At 62.9% G+C, this 22,029-nt stretch carries 20 protein-coding genes; 8 read left to right on the top strand and 12 right to left on the bottom strand.

What is annotated here, in order from left to right; genetic code table 11:
• Window positions 1-401: 401 nt before the first annotated feature.
• The 4 genes from LJE91_11335 to cls (LJE91_11320) form a co-directional block, all read right to left on the bottom strand.
• Window positions 402-1,358, bottom strand: coding sequence for a lipase family protein (locus LJE91_11335; GenBank protein ID MCG6869287.1), 957 nt, complete (start codon window positions 1,356-1,358; stop codon window positions 402-404).
• 159 nt (window positions 1,359-1,517) lie between these two features.
• Complete coding sequence (locus LJE91_11330) at window positions 1,518-5,153, bottom strand: response regulator (GenBank protein ID MCG6869286.1); 3,636 nt, start codon at window positions 5,151-5,153, stop codon at window positions 1,518-1,520.
• An 84-nt stretch (window positions 5,154-5,237) separates the two neighbouring features.
• Complete coding sequence (locus tag LJE91_11325) at window positions 5,238-5,639, bottom strand: pentapeptide repeat-containing protein (protein MCG6869285.1); 402 nt, start codon at window positions 5,637-5,639, stop codon at window positions 5,238-5,240.
• A 185-nt stretch (window positions 5,640-5,824) separates the two neighbouring features.
• Window positions 5,825-7,282 (bottom strand): cardiolipin synthase, encoded by a 1,458-nt coding sequence (gene cls / locus LJE91_11320; GenBank protein MCG6869284.1) that lies wholly within the window; start codon window positions 7,280-7,282, stop codon window positions 5,825-5,827.
• A 163-nt stretch (window positions 7,283-7,445) separates the two neighbouring features.
• Here cls (LJE91_11320) and LJE91_11315 point away from each other — a divergent pair, with 163 nt between their 5' ends.
• Window positions 7,446-8,708, top strand: coding sequence for a sodium:proton antiporter (locus tag LJE91_11315; protein MCG6869283.1), 1,263 nt, complete (start codon window positions 7,446-7,448; stop codon window positions 8,706-8,708).
• A gap of 40 nt (window positions 8,709-8,748) precedes the next feature.
• Here the strand turns inward: LJE91_11315 and LJE91_11310 are convergent, their stop codons facing one another.
• The 4 genes from LJE91_11310 to LJE91_11295 all read right to left on the bottom strand — a co-directional run bounded on the left by LJE91_11310 (window position 8,749) and on the right by LJE91_11295 (window position 11,164).
• Window positions 8,749-9,504 carry a phytanoyl-CoA dioxygenase family protein gene (locus tag LJE91_11310; protein ID MCG6869282.1) on the bottom strand — a complete coding sequence of 252 codons (756 nt, stop codon included), beginning with the start codon at window positions 9,502-9,504 and terminating at the stop codon, window positions 8,749-8,751.
• Between the two features lie 90 nt (window positions 9,505-9,594).
• The gene (locus tag LJE91_11305) at window positions 9,595-9,918 is read right to left on the bottom strand and encodes a hypothetical protein (protein ID MCG6869281.1); all 324 of its coding nucleotides are present in this window, start codon (window positions 9,916-9,918) and stop codon (window positions 9,595-9,597) included.
• Between the two features lie 84 nt (window positions 9,919-10,002).
• Window positions 10,003-10,671 carry a thioredoxin family protein gene (locus LJE91_11300; GenBank protein ID MCG6869280.1) on the bottom strand — a complete coding sequence of 223 codons (669 nt, stop codon included), beginning with the start codon at window positions 10,669-10,671 and terminating at the stop codon, window positions 10,003-10,005.
• 61 nt (window positions 10,672-10,732) lie between these two features.
• Window positions 10,733-11,164: a nuclear transport factor 2 family protein gene (locus LJE91_11295; protein ID MCG6869279.1), complete on the bottom strand. Its 432-nt coding sequence runs from the start codon at window positions 11,162-11,164 to the stop codon at window positions 10,733-10,735.
• 110 nt (window positions 11,165-11,274) lie between these two features.
• Here LJE91_11295 and LJE91_11290 point away from each other — a divergent pair, with 110 nt between their 5' ends.
• The 5 genes from LJE91_11290 to LJE91_11270 all read left to right on the top strand — a co-directional run bounded on the left by LJE91_11290 (window position 11,275) and on the right by LJE91_11270 (window position 16,690).
• Window positions 11,275-12,141 (top strand): PfkB family carbohydrate kinase, encoded by an 867-nt coding sequence (locus LJE91_11290; protein ID MCG6869278.1) that lies wholly within the window; start codon window positions 11,275-11,277, stop codon window positions 12,139-12,141.
• A 220-nt stretch (window positions 12,142-12,361) separates the two neighbouring features.
• Window positions 12,362-12,745 carry a DUF6394 family protein gene (locus tag LJE91_11285; protein MCG6869277.1) on the top strand — a complete coding sequence of 128 codons (384 nt, stop codon included), beginning with the start codon at window positions 12,362-12,364 and terminating at the stop codon, window positions 12,743-12,745.
• Between the two features lie 30 nt (window positions 12,746-12,775).
• Complete coding sequence (locus LJE91_11280) at window positions 12,776-14,506, top strand: NAD-binding protein (protein ID MCG6869276.1); 1,731 nt, start codon at window positions 12,776-12,778, stop codon at window positions 14,504-14,506.
• 149 nt (window positions 14,507-14,655) lie between these two features.
• Entirely contained in the window at window positions 14,656-15,015 is a 360-nt protein-coding gene (locus LJE91_11275) for a TusE/DsrC/DsvC family sulfur relay protein (GenBank protein MCG6869275.1), read from the top strand.
• A gap of 316 nt (window positions 15,016-15,331) precedes the next feature.
• On the top strand, window positions 15,332-16,690 hold the full coding sequence (locus tag LJE91_11270) for a TrpB-like pyridoxal phosphate-dependent enzyme (GenBank protein MCG6869274.1): 1,359 nt from the start codon (window positions 15,332-15,334) through the stop codon (window positions 16,688-16,690).
• A gap of 406 nt (window positions 16,691-17,096) precedes the next feature.
• Here the strand turns inward: LJE91_11270 and LJE91_11265 are convergent, their stop codons facing one another.
• Complete coding sequence (locus LJE91_11265) at window positions 17,097-17,333, bottom strand: DUF465 domain-containing protein (GenBank protein ID MCG6869273.1); 237 nt, start codon at window positions 17,331-17,333, stop codon at window positions 17,097-17,099.
• On the opposite strand from LJE91_11265, the gene LJE91_11260 reads away from it, so the two are divergent.
• Window positions 17,316-17,684 (top strand): hypothetical protein, encoded by a 369-nt coding sequence (locus tag LJE91_11260; GenBank protein ID MCG6869272.1) that lies wholly within the window; start codon window positions 17,316-17,318, stop codon window positions 17,682-17,684. The genes LJE91_11265 and LJE91_11260 overlap by 18 nt on opposite strands.
• A 204-nt stretch (window positions 17,685-17,888) precedes the next feature.
• Here the strand turns inward: LJE91_11260 and bioA are convergent, their stop codons facing one another.
• The gene (gene bioA / locus LJE91_11255) at window positions 17,889-19,154 is read right to left on the bottom strand and encodes an adenosylmethionine--8-amino-7-oxononanoate transaminase (protein ID MCG6869271.1); all 1,266 of its coding nucleotides are present in this window, start codon (window positions 19,152-19,154) and stop codon (window positions 17,889-17,891) included.
• A 365-nt stretch (window positions 19,155-19,519) separates the two neighbouring features.
• On the opposite strand from bioA, the gene LJE91_11250 reads away from it, so the two are divergent.
• The gene (locus LJE91_11250; GenBank protein ID MCG6869270.1) at window positions 19,520-19,873 is read left to right on the top strand and encodes a hypothetical protein; all 354 of its coding nucleotides are present in this window, start codon (window positions 19,520-19,522) and stop codon (window positions 19,871-19,873) included.
• A gap of 38 nt (window positions 19,874-19,911) precedes the next feature.
• Here the strand turns inward: LJE91_11250 and LJE91_11245 are convergent, their stop codons facing one another.
• The gene (locus LJE91_11245) at window positions 19,912-20,241 is read right to left on the bottom strand and encodes a substrate-binding domain-containing protein (GenBank protein MCG6869269.1); all 330 of its coding nucleotides are present in this window, start codon (window positions 20,239-20,241) and stop codon (window positions 19,912-19,914) included.
• 91 nt (window positions 20,242-20,332) lie between these two features.
• Window positions 20,333-21,772 (bottom strand): cardiolipin synthase, encoded by a 1,440-nt coding sequence (cls, locus tag LJE91_11240; GenBank protein ID MCG6869268.1) that lies wholly within the window; start codon window positions 21,770-21,772, stop codon window positions 20,333-20,335.
• Window positions 21,773-22,029 lie beyond the last annotated feature (257 nt).

Raw genomic sequence — 22,029 nt, 5'->3', positions numbered from 1 at the left:
ATGTCACTACGCTTTGTATATAGATCAAATAGTTATGGACTAAGTGATTTCGTAGGTCACTACTTTTGAAATTTCGAGAATGTACAATCTTAACACGCTGATAAATAAGTCAATAATAATTGTAGTGACCTACTTATTTAGGTGTATTTGATGATCTGTGCTATTTCAGTGACAAAGATGGGTTAGCCGGATAGCCGGTAGTACCTCCCCCAGCCTCCGAATTCCCCGCATGCGGAACCCCACGGGGCGTTTCCTTCGGGATTGGAAGGCGCTCCGTAAGATGGATACCTCCAAAGCTGGCTACGACAGCATGTCTTGGTTCCGCCACGACCGGCACTCATGCAAAGCGACCATTCGGGGACGCACCAACCACCCCGAGGCCGCATTGGCTGCGGTTTCAGTCAGGGCTGGCAGTCGGCGACCCCTTGACCGAGGCGCTTGCAGGCGGCGGGGTCGGTGGTCTCGTCGCATAGCGCGCTGTAGTAGTTGCAAAGGCTGTGGCTAGCCGGGACGTTGGCGGAATCGCCGAATGTGATCGTCCTGGCGCTGCGGACGTGGTCGTAGCTGTAGGTCACGGGCCGGTTCCCCTCGAATCCGGGAACCGTAGTCGGGGGCAGGTCGGGGACAGGATCGCTCGTGTTTACCGTGCGCCAGCTCGTATCGACCAGTTCCTCGAAGCGCCGACTGAACGTCGGATCCCCGACGCGGGGTGTGCCAAAGTTGTACAGGACGGGAACGAATCCGGTACTTACTTCGAGGTCAGGGCCCGCCAGGATCGCCAGCGCCCCGCCGAGGCTGTGGCCGGTCAGCAGGATCGTGGCATTGGGAAACTTTGCCTTTGCGGCCGTTACGCTCGCGACGACATCCCCCTCTATCGACGTATAGAGTTCGGTGAAACCCCGGTGCGTCATGCCGCCATCGGCGACGTAGGGGTAGTCCATCTGCCCGAACTGCGCGTTGCTGATCCACTCCGAGATCGTCTGGGTACCGCGAAAGACGACGTAGATCCGTCCGCCCGCGGTCGCCGTGAACCCGATCGGCAGCGGCTCGCCCGCTCCCGCGTTCTCTCCGCTGAAACGCTGGTCGGAGTAAAACTGATCCTCCAGGGTCCAGGGCAATGGGAGGGTGAAGGTGCGATTTGCCTGGAAGTCGTCGAGCTGCTGATACGCGTAAAGGCTGAGACGTGCGCCGTCGACCGCCGTCGCAAGCTCGTAGGGGGCCCCGTTGGCATCCGGCGGCTCTCCTCCGCCCCCGCCATTGAAGATGTCCTCCGCGCCGCAGCCGCTGAGCAGCATCACGGCGATTGCCGTCAGGAACGACTGACCAAGGTACGGGCTTCGGGAATGGTTCGGAATCATGACGTTGTGACTGCCTGTCGAATGCGGAAGGGCGGAGGGCAACATTTCCAGCGCTGGCCTGGAGGCTACACTACAGGAATCCGTCCCGTGGCTGCAAATCCGGCCAGACGGTATCCGCCTCGCCGCCCGGAATACCCGAAGCTGCGCGGGGTTCCCGCGTCAGCCTGCGGCCGTATCCATGGACGTGGCAAATTTTGACAGACCATCGAAGTCGAAGTTCTCCGCGAGCCGGTCGAGTTCGCCTGCGACGTCCGCGTTTTCCTTCTGCCGGCGCAGTTCCGCGGCGATCTCGTGCAGGATCGACACGTCGCCGATTTCGACCGCTTCGCGGACCCGCCGCACCTGGTCCGGAGAAATCCGAACTCCGAGCTCCTCTTCGACACGGGCCGGTGCTTCCGATGTACCCAACACCTGGAGCGTTTCGAGCGCAGTGGACAGGGATTGCTGCAGTCCGGTGACAAGCAATGCAACTTCGCCGGCCGGCATGGCGCCGTCGGGCGGTTGTCGGCGCAGTGCGGTTTCCAGATCTCTGCAGGCCTTGTGCAGGTCGATTATCCCGAGGGTTCCCGCCACACCCTGGAGCTCGTGCGCGATGGCCGAGACGCGCTTCCAGTCCCGGTCTCCCGCCGCCTTGCCTAGCCCGTCGGCAGTATCGCGATTGGCCGCGGCCAAGTCCCTGAGCAGCTTGCGGTAAAGCGTTTCGTTCCCCTTGAGGCGAATGAGCGCGCCTGGAACGTCGAAATTCGGCAGGCTTTCGGTCAGAGCCCTTGCGTCCCCGGATTCGAATGGGGGCGCCTGTGGCGCGCGGGCCTTTCCGCGGCGAGGTCGAACCCAGCGCGAGAGCGTGCCGAACAGGCGCTCGATGTCGATGGGCTTGCTCACATAGGCGTTCGCGCCCGCGCGCAGGCATTTTTCCCGGTCGCCAGTCATGGCGTGGGCCGTCATGGCGATGATAGGCAGGTCCTCGAACCGGATGTCCGCCCGGATCCTTCGGGTCGCCTCGTAACCGTCCATCACGGGCATCTGCATGTCCATCAGGACCGCGTCGTAGTGCGCGTTATCGACCGCGTTGACCGCTTCCCGACCGTCGATCGCCACGTCCGTCTGTATCCCCGCGTCACCCAACATCGAGATAACCAGCGAGCGGTTGATCTCGTTGTCCTCGGCCAGCAGGATCCGCGCGCCCGCGAGCCGTTCGTTGAGTACGGTTTCTCTCGTGATCGGCGCAGGTTTGTGCGTGTCGTCCGCCCGCTTCGAATCGAACACCCGTTGCAGCGTGTCGAACAGACCGGATTGTTGTATGGGCTTAGTCAGGAAGGCATCGATCCCGATCTCTGCCGACGCACGTCGTTCATGCTCCCTGCCGAACGCGGTGACCATGACGATGGGAATGTCCCGCAACTCCGGCGTCTCCCGGATGCGTCGCGAGGTCTCGAACCCATCCATGCCGGGCATCCGCCAGTCCATGATCACGACCTCGCAGGGTCCGTCTCCTTGCGTGGTCCTCTCATGCAGTTTAGACAAGGCCTCTGCTCCGGAGGAGACCGGGCAGACCTCGAAGCCGAAGGAGGTCAGCGAGCGGGCGAGGGCCTCCCTACTGGTGGCATTGTCATCGACCACGAGGGCCCTCAGTCCGCGCAGATCGCCGGCGAATCGCCAGGACGGTTCGGCGCTTTCGTCCTGGCGGGGGAACTCGAGCTCGATACGGAAGGTCGAGCCCTTGCCCGGCTCGCTTTCGACGCCGATCTCTCCACCCATCAGCTCGACGAGCTGTTTGCAGATGGACAGACCCAGCCCCGTGCCCCCGTATTTGCGGGTCGTGGATCCGTCGGTCTGTGTAAAGGAATGGAACAGGCGATCCATATGCTCGGCGGCGATCCCGATGCCGGTATCGTGCACCTCGAATCCAAGTCGCGCGCGTGCGGCATCGACCTCGATCGCGTGCACCATGACCGAGACCTCTCCGCGTTCGGTGAACTTGATCGCGTTGCCGACCAGGTTGATCAGGACCTGGCGCAGGCGCAGCGGGTCGCCGACCAGCGCGCTCGGCGCCCCGGGATCGCGGTAGACGATCATCTCGATTTCCTTGCGTTCGGCCTGATCGGCGAACAGGTCGGCGATCGCCTCGATGACCTCCTGGAGCTGGAACCCGGTTTGCTCGATCTCCATCCGTCCGGCGTCGATCTTCGAGAAATCCAGGATGCCGTCGATCAGCGTCAGCAGCGTCTGCGCCGAGGTCCGGATCTTGTTCAGATAGTCGCGCTGCCGCGTCGTCAGATCGGTCTTCAGCGCCAGGGAGGTAAATCCCATGATGCCGTTCATCGGGGTGCGGATCTCGTGAGACATGTTGGCCAGGAACTGCGAGCGGGCCTCGCGGGCGTCCTCGGCGGCCTCCTTCGCGTCGCGCAGCTGGCGCTCCATGCGCTTGCGGCCGGTGATGTCGTCCATCACGGCCACGAAGTGGCTGACCTCGCCGCTGGCCAGGGTGATCGGGAAGATCTCGACGAGTTCCCACAGTTCCTCCCCCCGCGTGGTAGTACCGCGGACCTCCCGGCGCCATTCACCGCGGCGCGCCACCCGCTGCCAGAAGTCCGTACGGTCCTCCACCTCGTCAATACCCAGCGGCCTTACCTCGGTCAGACACCGGCCGATGACCGCTTCGGGCGGGCAGCCCGTGTTCCGGGTGAAGCGGGGGTTGACGTACTCGACCTCTCCCCTGGCGTTCATCAACGCCACCGCGGCCGGGCTCTGTTCGATCGCATGGCTCAAGGTCCGGATGCGTTCGTCCGCCAGCATGCGCTGGTAGCGTCCCCTGGCCCAGGAAAGGAATATCGCCGCCAGGATGAGGAGCGAGAAGGCGATCGCGGCACCCAGGGTCAGGCGCTTCCAGGCCGGGAACCAGGCCGATGTCGATTGCGTCAGCACCAGGGTCCAGCTCCCGAGGGGATCGTTCCAACGGACCGGTGTCAAAGCGACGATGAAACTGTCAGTGGGGGTGTGGAATCCCGAGTCCGTCACGTCCAGCGGTAGCGGGCGTGGCGCCTCGCCGGCGAACAGCCTGCCGAACCGCCGCTCGGTGCGGACCGCCTCGATCCTGGCCGGTGTCACCTCGCCGACCATCCGGTACCTCCAGTCCGCCCGGTTGCTTGCATACACGACCCCCTGGGGGGAGACGAGGAGGGCAGGGTCCTTCCAGGTCCCCAGCAGCTTGTCCACGGCGTCGAGGCCCTTCTTGATGACCACCACGCCGATGATCTCGGATGCCACGGAGGTATCGCGAAAGACGGGTGCGGCGAAATACAGACCGCGCACGCCGGAGGTGACGCCGACCGCTGCGTAGACGTTTCCTCGTCCGGCAACGGCTTCCAGGTAATACTGCCGGTAACTCAGGTCCTTGCCGGTGCTTGTCGGCGCGTCTTCGGTGTAGTACGCGACAATGACGCCCTCGGTGTTCATGACGAAGGCGTTTTCCGCATCGAAATTGGAAACGATGATCTTCAGGGTATCCGTTACCCGAGGGTCGTCACGCGGCGCCTCGCCGAGCGCCACCCGCTTGATCGCGCGGTTGGTGATGCCGAGCAGCGTCGCCGCGCCCATCGCCTTCCCGTCGACGGTTTCGTGGCTGAGCTGGATCTCGTACCGGCCGAGGTTCTGGTGCAGGGACTCCAGCTTGTCCTGTTCGATCCCGAGGCGCACCGCCCAGACCAACGCCACCGCGAGCAGGGCCGATACGACGATCGCAAAACCGGCGACCATGGCTGTGTGCCGGTGGACATAGCGAACGAGGGCGTCCACTCAGTGCAACGCGATCCAGCGGGGGGTGTGCCGGCTGGGGAACACAGGGAGCGTACCGTGGCACGTGGCCGCCATCGGGGCGGTCTAGTCGGGCGCGCAGTTGCTCACCGAACGCGCCGAGCAGGACAGACCATCGATCCAGGTCGCACCGGCTAGTCGCGCGCCGGAAAGATTCGCCCCCGAGAGATTCGCGCCGTGCAGGTTCGCGTTGTCGAGCTTCGCGTCGGCAATGTTTGCATAAAGAAGATCTGCGCCCTCCAGATCGGCGGCCTCGAGGTCGGCCTGTTCCAGACGGGCGTATTGCAGATTCGCACCCCTGAGATCGACACTGCGCTTGTCGCAGCCCCGCCAGTCCACACCCGGTCCGGCGGGGTCGTCGCAGCCTGCGTCCGCCGTTCCCGCCAGCAGTAAAACCAGCGGAACGAGCCATATCGCCGCGATTCGGGGGCAACCGTGTCTCGCGGACCACAGGGAATGTTTGTTCATCAACGGTCTCTCCCGATCGGTTGTCGATACGGCGGGATACATCGGCGTGATCGCGCGGCGAAATGTCGTGCATCCGGCTTGAAGCATCTCGCTGGCTGTGGATGTCGTGAAGCCTGCTCGATGTAGTGGATTCTAGTCCTTGCCCCCGGACACGACAAACGCGGTACCCGCGCTCACAATAGCGCTCACAATAAGGGAGCGACGAGGTGTGCGGCGTTGATGATGAACTTGCGGTGCAACGGGAGTCGGACCCACTCCGCAGGGTCCACTATCTCGGAATCCCGCACGTAGGTGCGCTGCATTTCATGGATTCGCGAGGTCATCCCGGTATCCAGGATGATCAGGGAGATCTCGAAATTCAGCCACAGGCTGCGCATGTCGAGGTTGACTGAGCCGAAGACACAGAACTCCCCGTCCACGCAGACGGACTTGGTGTGCAGCAGGCCGCCTCGAAACCGCGCGATCCTGACCCCGGCCTCCAGCAGCTCGTCGAATACCGACTGGCTTGCCAGATGCGCCAGCCGCGAGTCGTTCTTGTCCGGAATCACGATCGTGACCTCTACCCCCCGGTTCGCGGCGGAGATCAGCGCGATGAGCACGGCATCGTCGGGGACGAAGTAGGGAGTGGTCAGGATGATTTCCCTGCGTGCAGAGTAGATCGTGGTCAGGATCATTTTCATGATCGCCACGGGTTGCGGAAAAGGCCCCGAGGGCGCCACCTGGATGGTGACGTCTCCGCGCGGTTCGACCGGGTGCACATCGTGGCTGTCTTCCAGCGTTTCGAGCCCCGCGCCGGTATTGATCTCCCAGTCGTGGATGAAGGTCCCACCGAGGGGCTCGACGGCCGGGCCCTCTATCCTGACCATCGCATCAATCCAGCGACCCACGCCGACGTCCTGCTTGAAGAACCGCGGATCGACCAGGTTCTGGCTTCCGGTGTAAGCGATCTCACCGTCGATGACGACGATCTTGCGGTGGTTCCGCAGATCGGCCCTGGCCTCGAACATCGACAGCAGACCGACGGGCAGCGCTTGGGTAACCTGCACGCCGGACTCGCGCAACCGCGCCGCCCCGCGTCCGGACAGAAACGGCTTGCTACCCAGACCGTCCAGGAGCACGCGGCAGACGACCCCCCGTTTACATGCCCCGATCAGGGTGTCGAGCAGCTCGTCCGAGAGACCGCCGGGGTGCCAGATGTAGAACTCTAGGTGGCAGGTGCGCTGCGCCCGGGAGATGTCCCCGATGATCGCGCGGAAGATGGTTTCGTAGTCATCCAGCAGCACGACACGATTCCCACCCTGGGCCGGGAACCCGGGGATGGTCTCCGCCTGCCGCACCAGCGCGGTGGCAGTGGCCCGGGGATCCGGCGAGATCGCGTTGCCGTGCCGGTGCAGGGTCTCGCGCCACTCGGCGTAGGTGTCCTCGACGGCCGCGCTGCGTTTCAGAAACCGGCTGCTGACCCGGTTCTCCCCGACGAACAGATAAACGACGACGCCGAGAAAGGGCAGGCTGAGAATCAGGGCGATCCAGGCCAGCAGGATACCGACCGGGCGGCGCCTCATGATGATGCGGGCCGAGAGCCCGATCACCAGCGACCAGTGGAGGATCAGCGCCCCCAGCGCCAGCCAGCCGGTTTGATCCATCGTGATGGGCTACGCGTGCGACGTGTCAGTTGCGTTCGGGGGAGTGCAGGGAACCGCGCCGCGCGCTCCACGGGAGGAGATCCCTACGCGTTGTGCGCCGAGACCCCCCTCATGTTCACCGGTAGTATCATAGCGGCCCCCTCAGGATCCCGAAACCGCCGATATGAACCTGCTCGACATCGCGGCGTTGCTCATGACCGTCGCCGCCCTGTTCGCCTACTTCAATCATCGCTATCTCCACCTGCCACGTGTTATCGGCCTGATGGTGATATCGCTGGGCATGTCGCTGGCCATCATCGTGGTCGGTAAGCTCGGCCTGGGCGGAGTCGAGAATCATGCCAAGACGGTCGTCGGCAGTATCGACTTCGACAAGACCCTGATGCACGGCATGTTGAGTTTCCTCCTGTTCGCCGGCGCGCTGCACGTCGACCTGTCGGATCTCCTGAGGCAGAAATGGGTGATCCTGATCCTGGCGAGCGTCGGGGTGGTCGTCTCCACGCTGCTGATCGGTGTCGCGGCCCTGGCCGTATTCGGGTGGCTCGGTATCGACATGCCGTTGATCTACTGTCTGCTGCTCGGGGCGATCATCTCGCCTACGGATCCGATCGCCGTCCTCGGCATTCTCAAGACCGCAGGCGCGCCAAAGTCGCAGGAGATCAAGATCACCGGGGAATCGCTGTTCAACGATGGATTTGCCGTGGTCGTGTTCGTCGTGCTCGCCAGTCTGACGGCGGGAGAGGCCGAACCGGGCGTGGGGCAGATCGCCTTGCTGTTCGCCGAGGAGGCTCTGGGCGGGGCGTTGTTCGGTCTCGCGCTGGGTGGCGTCGCCTACTACCTGCTGAAACAGTCCAATGACTATCAACTCGAAGTCCTGATCACGCTGGCGACCGTCATGGGAGGCTATTCGCTGGCTACCGCGATCCATGTCTCCGGACCCATCGCCGTGGTGATCGCAGGCCTGCTGATCGGGAATCACGGTCGCCTCTACGCCATGTCCAGCAAATCCCGTGCGAACCTGGACACCTTCTGGGAACTGCTGGACGAGACACTGAACGCGATCCTGTTCGTACTCATGGGACTGGAACTGCTGGTGCTGAGCTACGACGGCCGATACCTGCTCGCGGCACTGCTGATTATTCCCGTCTCCCTGCTGGCGAGGTTCATCACCGTGGGAACCCTGGTGGGGCTGTTTCGCTTCGGGCGCAGCTTTGCCGCAGGCGTGGTCAAGATCCTGACCTGGGGCGGCCTCCGCGGGGGGGTTTCGGTTGCGCTTGCGTTGTCGCTCTCACCGGGTCCGGAACGCGGGGTCATCGTGGCCGTGACCTACGCGGTGGTGGTCTTCTCCGTGATCGTTCAGGGTCTGAGCTTGGGCCGCCTGATCCGCTGGATTCACCCGCCGCACAAACCCGTCGAGGCGGAGCGGTAGGAGTGAATCCGGACGACGGGCGGGGCCAACGGCGCGGCGGTCACACCCTGAAGACGTACTCCCGGTCGGGATCGCGCTCGCAGTCCTGCGGGTAGCTCCTGCGCTTGTCGGCGTAGTATTGCTCCCGATAATCTCCCGCCGAGGCGCGGTTGTAGGTGACATAGAGCAATCGGCGCCGTTCGCCGGTGAGGTTCGGTCCGGAACCGTGCGGGGTGAACGAATCGAAAAAAATCGCGTCTCCCGGCTCCGTCGGGCAGTGGACGAAGGCCATATCCCGCATATCGTCCTCGGTCAGCGGCTTCCATTCCTCGAACATCCCCTGCTTGTGGTGCCCGGCCACGACCTCGAGGCAGCCGTTCCCCACGGTTGAACGATCGATCCCGACCAGCACCGAGATGAACAGGTCCGCGTAATCGCCCCAGCCTGCCTGGTGATCCTGGTGCGGCTTGAACCCGTCTCCCCCGGGCAGCTTGAAGTTGACCTTCTCCTTGAACAGCACGGCCGGTTCGCCGAACAGCTCGGCGACCGCCTCCTGCAGGCGGCTGCCAATAAACAGGTCTCTGAAGCCGGTATGGAAGGGGGCGAAGTTCTCCATCCGGTTGAGGATGCGCGTTCCGTCCCCGGTGAGCGAAGGCTCGTAGTATCGCTGGTGTGCACCGGGGGTGTCCGGCCAGTGCTGGATCTCGTCCACCCAGTGGGTGATCGCGGCGATCTCGTCCTGGTCGTAGAAGCCCCGTGCGACGAGAAACCCGTCTTCTTCGAAATCGGCCAACTGTTCCGCGGTCAGTACCGGCATGTCATTCCCCTTGCATGATCCAAATACCGTCGCAGCCTAGCCGCACAGGCGCCGCACGGTCTTGACGTTCATCAGGTCCTGCGCACCAAATTAGTGCCCTCTGCGTTGTAACAGCACCGAAACGGATATCAGCACCACGCTTGCACCGATCATCAGCATGCCGGCACGCAGGTGTTCGAAGTTCGCGGATGCATGGACCAGCGGGTGATCCGGGGGCAGCAGGCCGATCATCAGCAGGGAGATGCCGCAGAGCAGGAAGCCGTCCACGGGAGAACTGCCGCCGATCACGATGAACGCCAGCGTCTGCAGACACAATGCCATCACCAGTGCGGTGACGGGCTCGGGATAGAGAAAGTAGATCAGGACCGACACGGCCGACAAGGAGTAGGAGATTTTTCTTTGCAGTGTCTTCATGAGGCGGAGTGTATTCGGTGGCTTTCAGCTAGTATGAGCAAAGTGTGTGCCGGTAGTTTCAATCGGGATCGAAAACGAATCCTGTCACAGGATATCGGGGTGTTCCAGGATCTCCAGCGCCTCCCCGGCAACCTCGCGGACCTGGGCCTGCTCGTCGTGCAACAGTTTCCGGATTACGGGTCTCGCCTCCACTGCGCCCGTCAAGGCGAGAAAATATGCCGCATCCGCACGCGTGGCGGGGCTCGGGGCCCCGGTGAGCGCCTTGATACGATCGAATGCCCCGACCAGGGCCTCGTGACCGGCAAGCTCCTCGACGATCGCTGAGACACCGATACGCACCGACAGGGGAACCTCTTCGCCGGCGAGCAGGCCGAGCAGATCTTGGACCTCCACGGGGCTTTCCTGAATGCGCGCCATCGCCCGGGCGAGGTGTCCGTTGTCGAGCAGGTCGGAATAGTAGTGCGCGACGCCATCCTCCCGCGTCGATTCCCGCGCCCAGTGCTTCAACTCGGTTTCGGTATAGTTGCCGGGCAGTACGAAGTCACCGATCCGCGTCCAGGGGACCGAACGTGTTCCGACCTCGCGGGCCGCCTCCGGGTATTCCATCACGTTGACGGCCTTCAGTCGGGCGACGATGCCCTGCTCGAGAAGGGAAACCAGCGCGTTCAGGACCTGCGGGCAATGCGCGCAGCCCGGCTGCATCAGAAGCAGTGCGTCCGGCGGCGATCTGCGGGTGTCGGAAGTGCGGGACATCGGTTCAGGTCGAAAGGTGGGAATTGCCGATACCGGATCAGCGCTGTGGCGTCCCAGGGACTCATATACCCGCTCCCGGGGGCATTCTCTGCACCCTACCCGGCGGCGGGGGAGTCGGAGAGGCGTGATGAAGCACCAGGAGCCAGCCGTCGCCGTAGTTGCGGTACAGGTTCGTCGCCAGGATGGGAGGCGGACGGTTGCTCGTGTCTCCATTCAGGGTAAGCTGCTCGAGCACGATATGGATGGCGCAATCACCCGATTCGGTCCAGTGCTGGTGGTGCACCTCGATCTCGATCCGCGCCCCGGTGGAAAAGACCTCTTCCCACGCCTCGCGGACGCCCTGCCGGCCGATAGCTTGACGGCGTATCGGCTGGATGCAGATGATATCGTCGCGGGCTGCCCAGGCGGACATCATCGCGTCGATATTGCCTTCCTCGAAGGCGTCGTAAAAGGCGTCTTCCGCATCCTGAGGGGTTTCGAAGGCGTTCAGCATGGCGACTCCGGTGATGAAAAACGCGCTATATTAGGCGAAGCATCCCGCAAACGCTATCCCCGCGAATGCCTCCGGCGTGGGTTCCGGAACCGATCGGTTCACGAAGGCGCATGACTCGAATCCTGGCCGTCGGCACTGCCGCGGTAGATATCATCCATTCCGTTGACGGCTACCCGCCGGAGGACGCCGAGGTCCGGGCGCGGTCGCGGCGTCGCGCCACGGGAGGAAACGCGGCGAATCTGCTTCAGGTGATCGGCGGACTGGGCCACGCCTGCGCGCTTGCCGGCGTTCTGGCGGACGATCCGGAAGGGGTCTGGGTTCGCGCGGCCCTGCGAGAGCGCGGGATCGATCTCTCTGCCTGCCAGACCGTGGCCGGCGGCACGACACCGACCTCCTGTATCTATCTCAACTCGCGCAACGGTTCGCGCACCATCGTGCACTCGCGGGATCTCCCGGAGTACGCGTTTCGGAATTTTGCCGATATCGATCTGGACGCCTTCGACTGGCTGCACTTCGAGGGCCGGAACGTCGAGGAGACCCGGCGAATGATCGACCTGGCGCGCACGGTGAGACCCGGGCTTCCGGTTTCAGTCGAGATTGAGAAGCCGAGGCCAGGTATCGAGATCCTGATCGACGGCGTGGACGTCGTTCTGTTCTCCCGGGACTATGCGCTTGCCCGAATGCATGACAGCGCCGAATCACTACTGGACTCGATATCGACGCCCGCCCTGCGAGTCTGCGCCTGGGGCGAGACCGGCGCGTACGCCCGGACCCCCGACGGCGGACGACTGCAGGCCTTCGCGTATCCACCCGAGGTTGTCGTCGACACCCTGGGGGCGGGCGACACCTTTAATGCCGGTCTCCTGGACGCGCTGATACGCGGGCGTAGCGCGGTCGACGCGCTGGAGGACGCCAGCCGCCTGGCGGGTGCGAAATGCGGAATGGTCGGTTTCGAGGGTTTGAGTTCAAGGGGTTGATCGCTAACTGGACCGGGCGCCCCGAACAGCGGTCCTCATAACGGCTCGATGTCTCTCGTATCGCCCGTGCATTGCACGCCACCATCCGGATGTCATTGCAGGCAGGGTCTATGCTCTCTATCATCGCCGGCGCGCGCTGGATCTGCCACCGGTCTAACGGCAGGGGAATCGCGCCGCCGCGGCGGATATCAACGAGAGCAGGCATCGGGGCAGGACGGCCATGAATCCCAACAAGGTCTTTTTCGGTTTTTTCATCGTGCTCGCGCTGACGTTGAACTTCGGGTTCGTCGTAGGAGAGATCGACAGGCCCGAACATCACCATGTCTACGAATTCTTCGCGGTGATCGTGGTCAATGTGATCGCGACCATCCTCAAGCTCGGGGACCGCACCCAGATGGGAGCGGTACTGCTCGCCACGAGCTTGGTCGCGGTGCTGCAGCTCCTGGCGGGTGCGGTAGTCTGGTGGGCTGCCATCTACGTCTCGGATATCGGCATGACGCCCACAGTCACCGCCAGCATCGTCTCGCTCGCCAGCGGTGCGGTACTCGCAAACGTGGTCTCCGTTGTACTGCTGATCGTGGAAACCGTCACCGTCCGTCGCTGAATCCCCGCCAAGCACCGGGTCGCCATTGCCATGGACAGCGTAATCTTCACCGTCATCCGCCGCATGCGGTTTCCGCTGATGGCGTTGACGATCGTCTATTCCATCGCGGTACTGGGATTCACCCTGATTCCCGCCCAGGATGCGAGCGGGAACCCCGCGCGTATGGGGTTTTTCGACGCCTTCTACTTCGTCAGCTATACGGCGACGACGATCGGGTTCGGCGAACTACCTTATCCATTCACACCGGCACAGCGCCTCTGGACGATCGTGTGCATCTACGCGACGGTCATCGTCTGGATCTACTCCATCGGCACCCTAATCTCCCTGGCCCAGGACGCGGGGTTTAACCGCGCGGTGACCCGGCGACGGTTCAGGAAGCGAGTCCGGGAGCTGACACGCCCCTTCTACCTGGTCTGCGGCTACGGCGAGACAGGCACCGCGCTGACCAGGGCGCTGATCCACCGCAACCGGATGGCGGTCGTGATCGACGTCGATCCCCAGCGCATCAGCGCGCTCAAGATGGAGAACTATCAACTGTTCGTTCCGGCGCTGTGCGCGGATGCCGGTGTCCCGACCATACTGCGGGAGGCGGGTCTGAAGCACGACCGATGCATCGGTGTCGTGGCGGTGACCGACGATAACGAGATCAACCTGAAGATCTCCATCACCGCCAAACTGCTGCACAAGGACATCACCGTCTACGCGCGTTCCGATTCGAGCGACGTGGAGAAGAATATGGAGTCCTTCGAGACCGACAATGTCGTCGATCCCTACGAGACCTTCGCGCTGCACCTGGCGATCGCGCTCGAGATGCCGTGCCAGTTTCTGATCCATCGCTGGCTTTCCGGACTCAATATCGAGAAGCTCGAAGAACCAGTCTATCCACCCGCTACCGGGCTGTGGGTGATCTGCGGTTTCGGCCGTTTCGGAAAGGCGATCTACAGTCGTCTCAAGGTCGAAGGTGTCGGCGTGATCGTGATCGAGGCGACACCGGACAGGACCGGGGAACCGGCCGAAGGCTGCATCAAGGGGCGGGGCACGGAGGCCGAGACACTGAAGGACGCACGGATCGAATCCGCCGTCGCACTGGTGGCAGGGACCAGCGACGACACCAACAACCTGTCCATCGTCATGACGGCCAAGGAGCTGAATTCGCGGTTGTTCGTGGTGTTAAGGCAGAACGAGCTGGTCAACCAGGACATCGTCGACGCCGTCCACGCGGACATCGTGATGCACCCCAGCGCGATCATCGCCAACAGGATACGCGTCATGATGATGGTTCCGTTGTTGCGCGAATTCATCGTGTTGGCGAAGATGCAGGACAATGCCTGGGCCTGCGAGCTTGCGAGTCGGATCTCGGCGCTGGTCGGTGACGAGGCCCCGGATGTCTGGGAGGTGTGTCTGAAGTGTTCCGGCCTGCCCGGTGACCGGACCGATCCCGTCGCAGTCATCAGGGCGCTTACGGATAAGCAAACGGTCAGACTCGGTCACCTCATGTACGATCCGCACAAGCGCCACGACAAATTGCGCTGCCTCACGCTGTTGTTGAAGAGCGAGCACGGTTCCACCTTCCTGCCTAAACCCGAGACCGCATTGTCGGTCGGTGACAGGATACTGTTCTGTGGCAGCAGCGCCGCGCGCGACGACATGGAATGGACGCTGCAGAACGAGAACATCCTGAGGTACTCGATGACCGGAAAGTCACGTTCGCCGCAGCGAATCTGGAAGGTGCTGGCCCACGCTCTGGGGGTGCGTCACTAAGGCGGGCTGGCGGTTCTCCCGCAGGCGCGTCCGGGGAGCCCAGGCGTTGGAATTGGTGGCGACAGCAGGACTATACTGTGACTCGTAATCCATTTGAAAGACTTGATCGGAAACCCGGCAAGCGACAATCAACTAGGGGAGTACTCGACATGGCAGAAACGATGAACGACATCATGCATCCCGGCAGCGATGCGGCGGATGAAACGTTTCCCTATGCACCGCAGGGTTGGTCACGCAGCGTAGCCGAGTCCGTGGCCTCGGGCGATGGTCTCAGCCTGACGGACGATCACTGGGAGGCCATCAAGGCGCTGCAGTCGTATTTCTCCAAGCACGAATCGGCGAAGCCGCGAGAATTGCACGACGCGCTGGACGAAAAATTCCACGCGCGCGGAGGAATCAAGTTTCTCTACGAACTGTTCCCGGGTGGACCCATTGCCCAGGGTTGTCGCGTCGCGGGTCTCGAAGCGCCCGCGGGCAGCGCGGACGCCTCCTTCGGCAGCGTGAAGTAGGCGGGTATACCGCAGCCAGGCGGAGTGGAAGCCGGTACGGTCCGACAGGCGGTGCCGGCGCAGGTGGGCCGATTTACGCGGTGCCCGGCATCCCGCCGGGTAATCACCCGGCATCCCTCCGGGTAATCGTGACACCCCCGGGTTTGTGGTCCGAGATCGGGCGGGCGTATTCTCGCGCGGACACCGATTGCCGATCGCCATCCCCACACATTCAGGTAGGAGAACAGTCGGGGGGTAGACACTGGGCGTGTCCCGCCTTGTCGCGTAGCCACGGCGTACCGCGGCACGGGAGATTCAGGATGAACAAGGAGCGGACATGACGGACACCAAGATACTGCTTGACGAAAACGAGATCCCGACCCACTGGTACAACGTCGTCGCGGACATGCCCAACCCGCCCCTACCGCCGCTGGGACCGGATGGAAAACCGGCGGGCCCGGAGGCGCTGGCCGCAATCTTTCCTCCAGGGATTATCGAGCAGGAGGTCAGCGCCGAGCGTTGGATCCCGATTCCTGAGGCCGTACGCGAGATCTACCGATTGTGGCGGCCTTCGCCGCTGTACCGGGCGAGGCGGCTCGAAAATGATCTGGGGACACCGGCGAAGATCTATTACAAGTACGAGGGTGTCAGCCCGGCCGGATCGCACAAGCCCAATACCGCCGTGGCGCAGGCCTATTACAATCGGCAGGCCGGGATCAGGCGTATCTCCACCGAGACAGGTGCGGGGCAGTGGGGTTCGTCGATGGCGCTCGCCGGGCGCATGTTCGGACTCGAAGTCGTCGTATACATGGTCAAGGTGAGTTACCACCAGAAGCCTTACCGGCGATCGATGATGCACACCTGGGGTGCCGAGGTGTATCCCAGCCCCACCGACCACACCAACGCCGGGCGGCAGATTCTCGAGCAGGATCCCGATACGACGGGATCACTCGGGATCGCCATCTCGGAGGCGGTCGAGGTGGCGGCCACCAACGAGGACACCAACTACAGCCTCGGATCGGTACTCAACCACGTCCTGCTGCATCAGACGGTGATCGGGCAGGAAGCGAAAAGGCAGTTCGAGAAGATCGGGGAATATCCCGACATGGTGTTCGCACCCTGCGGAGGCGGATCGAACTTCGGTGGCATCGCCTTTCCGTTCTTCGCCGACAAGGCGGCGGGGCGCGAAGTGAGGCTGGTTGCCGTCGAGCCCCAGTCCTGTCCCACCCTGACGCGCGGAATCTACGCCTACGACTTCGGCGATACGGTGGGACTGACACCGTTGATGAAGATGTTCACCCTCGGTCACGACTTTTTGCCGCCGGGCATCCACGCCGGCGGGTTACGTTACCACGGGGATTCGCCGTTGGTTTGCCAGCTCTTCAAAGAGGGATTGCTGGAGGCGGTGGCCGTTCCTCAGGTAGCCACCTTCGAGGCCGGCGTGCGGTTCGCGCAAACCGAGGGGATCGTCCCAGCCCCGGAATCGAACCACGCCATCCGCGCTGTCGTCGACGAGGCGTTGCGCTGCAGGGAGTCGCGGGAGCCAAAGATCCTGTTGTTCAACCTATCCGGTCACGGACACTTCGACATGTCGTCATACGACAAATTCTACAAGGGCGAGCTGGAAGACACCGAGTTTCCCGAAGAGGCGCTGAAAGTGGCCCTGTCGCACCTGCCTAAGGTGGAGGCCGCCTGAGCCCCCGTCACTTCGGCGTATGGATGGAAGCAGCGTTCCACATCATGACAGGGAACGGGCGAACGAGCGCCGGGATCCTCGGTACGCGGCCCGCTCCGGGCAGTGCATCGACTCCCCTGACTCCCGTGTGTCCGCTGAGTCTGGCGGTTAGGCGATTGCCGGAAAATGGCATACCAGGTCGCGCCGGATTTTTGTTCGTCATCAAGACGCGACAACAGGCGCCTAGTCGATGAGATGGTCTCCTCCCCCTTCTAACTCGGCGTCGCGATGCGCCACGATGGAAGTGTAAACCGATCATCAAACCAAAAGGGGATGAGACCATATACGAACGATGGAACGGTTGTCGCAACACAGAGGACGGACGACAAAGACAAGCAGGATGGTATGTCATTTGACAGAAATCGCCTTAGCCTCGCAGAAGGCTATAGAGCGTGTCCTTCAACTGCACCCGCTCTTTTTTCAGGTCCTCCAGCGTCTCGTCTGCGACCGGGGCGCCAAGGCCTTCGAGTTCCCGGATTCGGTTATCGAGTGTGTCGTAATTCTTCATAAGTTTGGCGAACGATGTGTCGTTCGCCCGTAGCTCGCCGATTTTTTCGGCGTACTCCGGAAATTCGTGCATCAAATCATGGGATTCCCCAAGCATTTACACCTCCTATTCTTGTATGTCGGCGAAATGGTACCCCATCCGGCGGCGGGCTTCATCGCCGGGTTTTCGGCCTATTCGGTGGCAGGCGTCTACGGTGTAATGACCTGGTCCGGCATGTTTCCCGACGACGCGCCATTAGAGATCCGCAATGCATCCGATCGTCGTCCCCCGTACGAGTTTTTCGCCGATCTGCCGCTCGTAACTGCACTTGTCGCAGCCCATAAACATGATTCCCTCGTCGGCCGTGGCTATGAGTCTCGCCGCGCGGACTATACTTCAGATTTGCTGTCATGTCGTTGCCATGTTTTCTGGTCCCTTCCCGAACGGGAGGAGGAAGCGCACGGGTGAGAACTATTTCCAGCTTGCCGATGTTGATCGGCCTCGGTGTCGCCGCGGGCCTTTTCGCGGCTGAAAGGACCTACGTTTCCGAGAACGACCCGTCACCGTCTTTCATTTGATGCACTGAGCCGCCGCGGGCAGCGGCCCGGGTCGACGGGAACGGGTGACCTCGTCGCCGGTGACGGCGCGCGAATCCCGACGAGTGCCGGACGCTCAGTCGGTTTCAGCGACCACGGTTCGCACCGCCGAGGTCAGTATCCCGATATCGCGTTCTGTCGCTATGTAGGGCGGCATCAGGTACACCAGTTTTCCAAATGGGCGGACCCATACCCCCAGCTCGACAAACCTAGGCTGCACGGCCCGCAAATCGACGGTTTCGATCGTCTCGACCACGCCGATCGCCCCCAGTACACGCACATCCGCCACCCCCCGCATCGACCGGCAGGGTTCCAAGCCCGCCGAAAGCCAGGTTTCCAGATGGGCAATCCTTTCCCACCAGGGCGAGTCGGTCAGCAGGCGCAGACTGGCCAGCGCGGCGGAGCAGGCCAGCGGGTTCGCCATGAAGGTCGGGCCGTGCATGAAGACGTGTGGTGCGTGAGCACCGATCGTTTCACTGATCTCGCGTGTGGTCAGCGTGGCGGACAGCGTGAGATAACCACCGGTCAGCGATTTGCCCAGGCACAGGATGTCCGGCGTGACGCGCGCATGTTCGCAGGCGAAGAGCCGGCCGGTACGGCCGAATCCGGTGGCGATCTCGTCCAGGATCAACAGGGTGTCGTGCCGATCGCAGAGATCTCTGACGCGTGCCAGGTAGTCGGCGGAATAGAACCGCATGCCGCCGGCGCCCTGAACGATCGGTTCCATGATGACCGCGGCGATCCGCTCGTGCTCGCGCCGGAGTGTTTCTTCCATCGGCGCGATATCCTCGCCAGTGCTGGGTTCGCCGAACCGGCACGCCGGGGTATCGACGAAGAACTGCCGGGTGAGGGCGTCCGTGAACAGGGTGTGCATACCGGTGACCGGGTCGCACACCGACATGGCGCCGAAGGTGTCGCCGTGGTAACCGCCCCGGATCGTCAGGAAGCGTTGCCGGGAGGTTGAGCCCCTGGCGTGCCAGTACTGGATCGCCATCTTCATGGCGACCTCCACCGATACCGACCCCGAGTCGGCGAAGAACACCGATTGCAGGGCGTCCGGCGTCAGTTCCACGAGGCGTCCGGCCAGTTCGACGGCCGGGCGATGCGTCAGTCCGCCGAACATGACGTGCGACATCTGGCGGACCTGGGCCTCGAGCGCCTGGTTCATTTGCGGGTGGTTGTAGCCGTGAATGGCGCACCACCAGGATGACATACCGTCGATCAGTTCGCGCCCGTCCGCCAGTTTCAGACGTACGCCTTCGGCGGAAACCACCGGAAAGACGGGCAGGTCGGACCCGATGGCGCTATAGGGGTGCCAGACATAGGCACGATCCAGCGCCATCCAGTGTTCGGTTGAGCGCAAGGGAACTCGTTCCATGGCAGTGGGTGCGGCAGCTGGAAGATGCGGGGACGAGGTAAGGCGGCAGTGTACCGCAGCGTCCGGCAGGGAGCAGCTCGCCATGTCCAGCTCTCTCCGCATCTGAGAGGGAAGGCCCGGGATGGGGGCGGGTGTTCGTGGGAGATTCTGTGTCGGTTGATGGTCCCGCCCCCCCTCCCGGCTCCCCCCTGCCAGGGGGGAGGTGACATGACTACTACCGCCTGCGGAGGATTTTCGTGACGTTCAACCGGCGGCGCTGGACGACTTCAGCCGGATTCGTACACAATTGCCAGATAGCTATTGAGGAATTTGCAGTAGATCCCCGATCCATGACCAAACCGGAATGTAACAGTACGGGCCTTATCGGCCTGGTGACCGCGCAGATGCGGGACTGTGAAACCACGGTCACTGAACTCGGTCTGTTCCCGAAGCATATCTCGGTGCTGAGCGCCCGTTACCTGTCGATCCTTCTGAGACATAACGTCATCAAGTTGCCCCGGAACGCGATCGGGGTCCGGATCCGGCTCGAACTCGCCAACCGCAATCGCCTGTCGCGCGAATCCTTCGACGCAGCCTGCGAACTGGTGCGTGCCATCGACGTTCGCCCCCCCGCGCGCGGCACGCCCGCCCACAAGGTCGCCTCGGAAATGTTTAGGGTGCTGCTGGCTCCCGCCGCGGGTTGAACCGGCCGAATTCAGCCTGAGCGGGGATGCGGCTTCCCCTAAGGCGATTGCCGGAAAATGACATCGCCGACCTTTTCCGCCATATTGTACGGCGCCTCGATGGCGACGCCGTCGATCGCACGGCCCTCGGCCTTGGCGTGTTTCACCTCGGTGACCCAGATAATGCCTACGTCCGCCTCACCGTTCTCGATGCGGTACGGCGTTTCGCGGTGATGGCGCTCGGTAAACCAGGTCCTGCCTTCCACGGCCCAGCAACCCTTGCACATCTTCCCGCCCGTGACCTTCTCGTACAGATCCAGGTCCTTCAACATCTGCGAGCCGTAGAATTTGAAGATCCCCTCGGTGATCGGGTTGGGGTGCGACTCCACCAGGTCGTCGCGGCCGAGGTCCTTTGCGCCCTTGATGTTCTTCGGGTTGCCTTCGGCACCAGATCGGCTTCGGTATTGGCCGGTACATGCATCACAGCAAGGGGCCGAGCATCCCCAGGGTGTTGTTCCAGAGGCGTCGGCCGATCGACCATGATTCAACCTGCGCCAGCGTCACCTCGTTCGAGCTCGCGAGGTACGCTTCCTGACGATCCCGCATCTGCGCTGTCAGTGCCTTGTCCCAGAACAGGATGTTGTTCTCGTAGTTCAGGTCGAAGCTTCGGCGGTCCATGTTTGCCGAGCCGATCAGGGTCACGTCGTCGTCGACGACCATCGATTTCGTGTGTAGCAGACCGCCCACATACTCGTGGATCCTGACACCGGCGGCCAGGAGGTCACGGTAGTAGCTGCGGCTCGCCGCGGCGGTGATCCGCGAGTCGCAGCGCGCCGGGAATACGATCGTCGTATCGACCCCGCGGTTGGCGGCGGCGCAGAGCGCCCCCTGCATGGACTCGTCAGGGACGTAGTACGGCGTGGTGACGACGAGCCGGTGCCGGGCTGCGTACATCAGGGTCTGGAAGGTCTCCGGCATGGCCGAGTACCGGACCGTCGGGCCAGTGGCGATGACCTGCGCGGGAAAGCCCTTTGCCGGTACCTGGATCGGTGTCTCCAACATGCTCCGGATATCCTCGTCGACATAGGTCATCCAGTCGCCCGCGAAGACGTGCTGGTTCTGGCGCGCGATCGGCCCCTCGAAGCGCATCAGGGCATCCACCCACGGCGCGAACCTGGGCTTGACGCGGAACTCGGGGTCCGCGCAGTTCTGGCTGCCGCAGTACGTGATCCGATCGTCGATGACCACGATCTTTCGGTGATTGCGGAGATCGATTCGCCCATGGAACGGGCGGAGCAGGGGGTTTCCGATCGGCAGGGCGACGCCCACCTTGACGCCCGAGTCGCGCATGTCCGTCCAGTGTCTGGAGGCGATCATCGCTCGGGACCCCAGATTGTCGGCCATGGCCCGGCAAGTCACCCCGCGGGCGGCGGCCCGCTTCAGTGCTTGGACGACCTTGAGACCGTTGTTGTCCGCCAGCCAGATGTAGAACGTCAGGTGGATGTGGTCGCTGGCTGCGTCCATGTCGGCGACCATGTCGTCTATCGCCGCGTTGGAATCCGCCGTTAGACAGGCCGAGTTGCCCCCGACCGGCAGGAAGCCGTTGATGGTCTCCCCGAGTCGAAAAAGCGGTGCGCAGCGATCGGGATATTCCGGTGTGAGGTTGGCCTCGTCCCCCGGGGAGGGCGCGGCGGTGGGCGGTATGCCGGCAAGAACCTCTTTCGCGCGGGCGATACGCCGCCGCCCGATACTGGTCTCCCCGAACAGGATATAGGCCACGATACCCACCACGGGCAACACCGCGATCACCGCCACCCAGGCGACCCGGGACGCCGGATCCCGGTGGGGCCGCACCAGCGCGCGGACGATGAACGCCAGTTCAACCACGCCGAGCACGATATAGTACAGCGTTGTCTCCATCGGTCTATCTCCTTTGGAGGGGCGAATGGCGGGAAGGTTAACAGGTATTTGACGTACAACCGCATCCTGCCGAGGCATGGCGTCTGGCACCTTACGGGGTCGGCAGCGTTGCGGCGTACTAGGAGCCTGTCGGACTGAGGATTAATCTACTGCGCTGATGGGAGCTCGGCTCAAATGCCCCCGATTTTTCGTTGCGTAGGCCCACTATGCGCCTCAAAATCGTGAACATTCGATCTCGCTCTCCCATCATGCTCGCT

This window comes from Gammaproteobacteria bacterium, from assembly GCA_022340215.1.
Taxonomy (GTDB): Bacteria; Pseudomonadota; Gammaproteobacteria; order JAJDOJ01; family JAJDOJ01; genus JAJDOJ01.
This window is presented reverse-complemented; position numbering and strand designations above follow the sequence as displayed.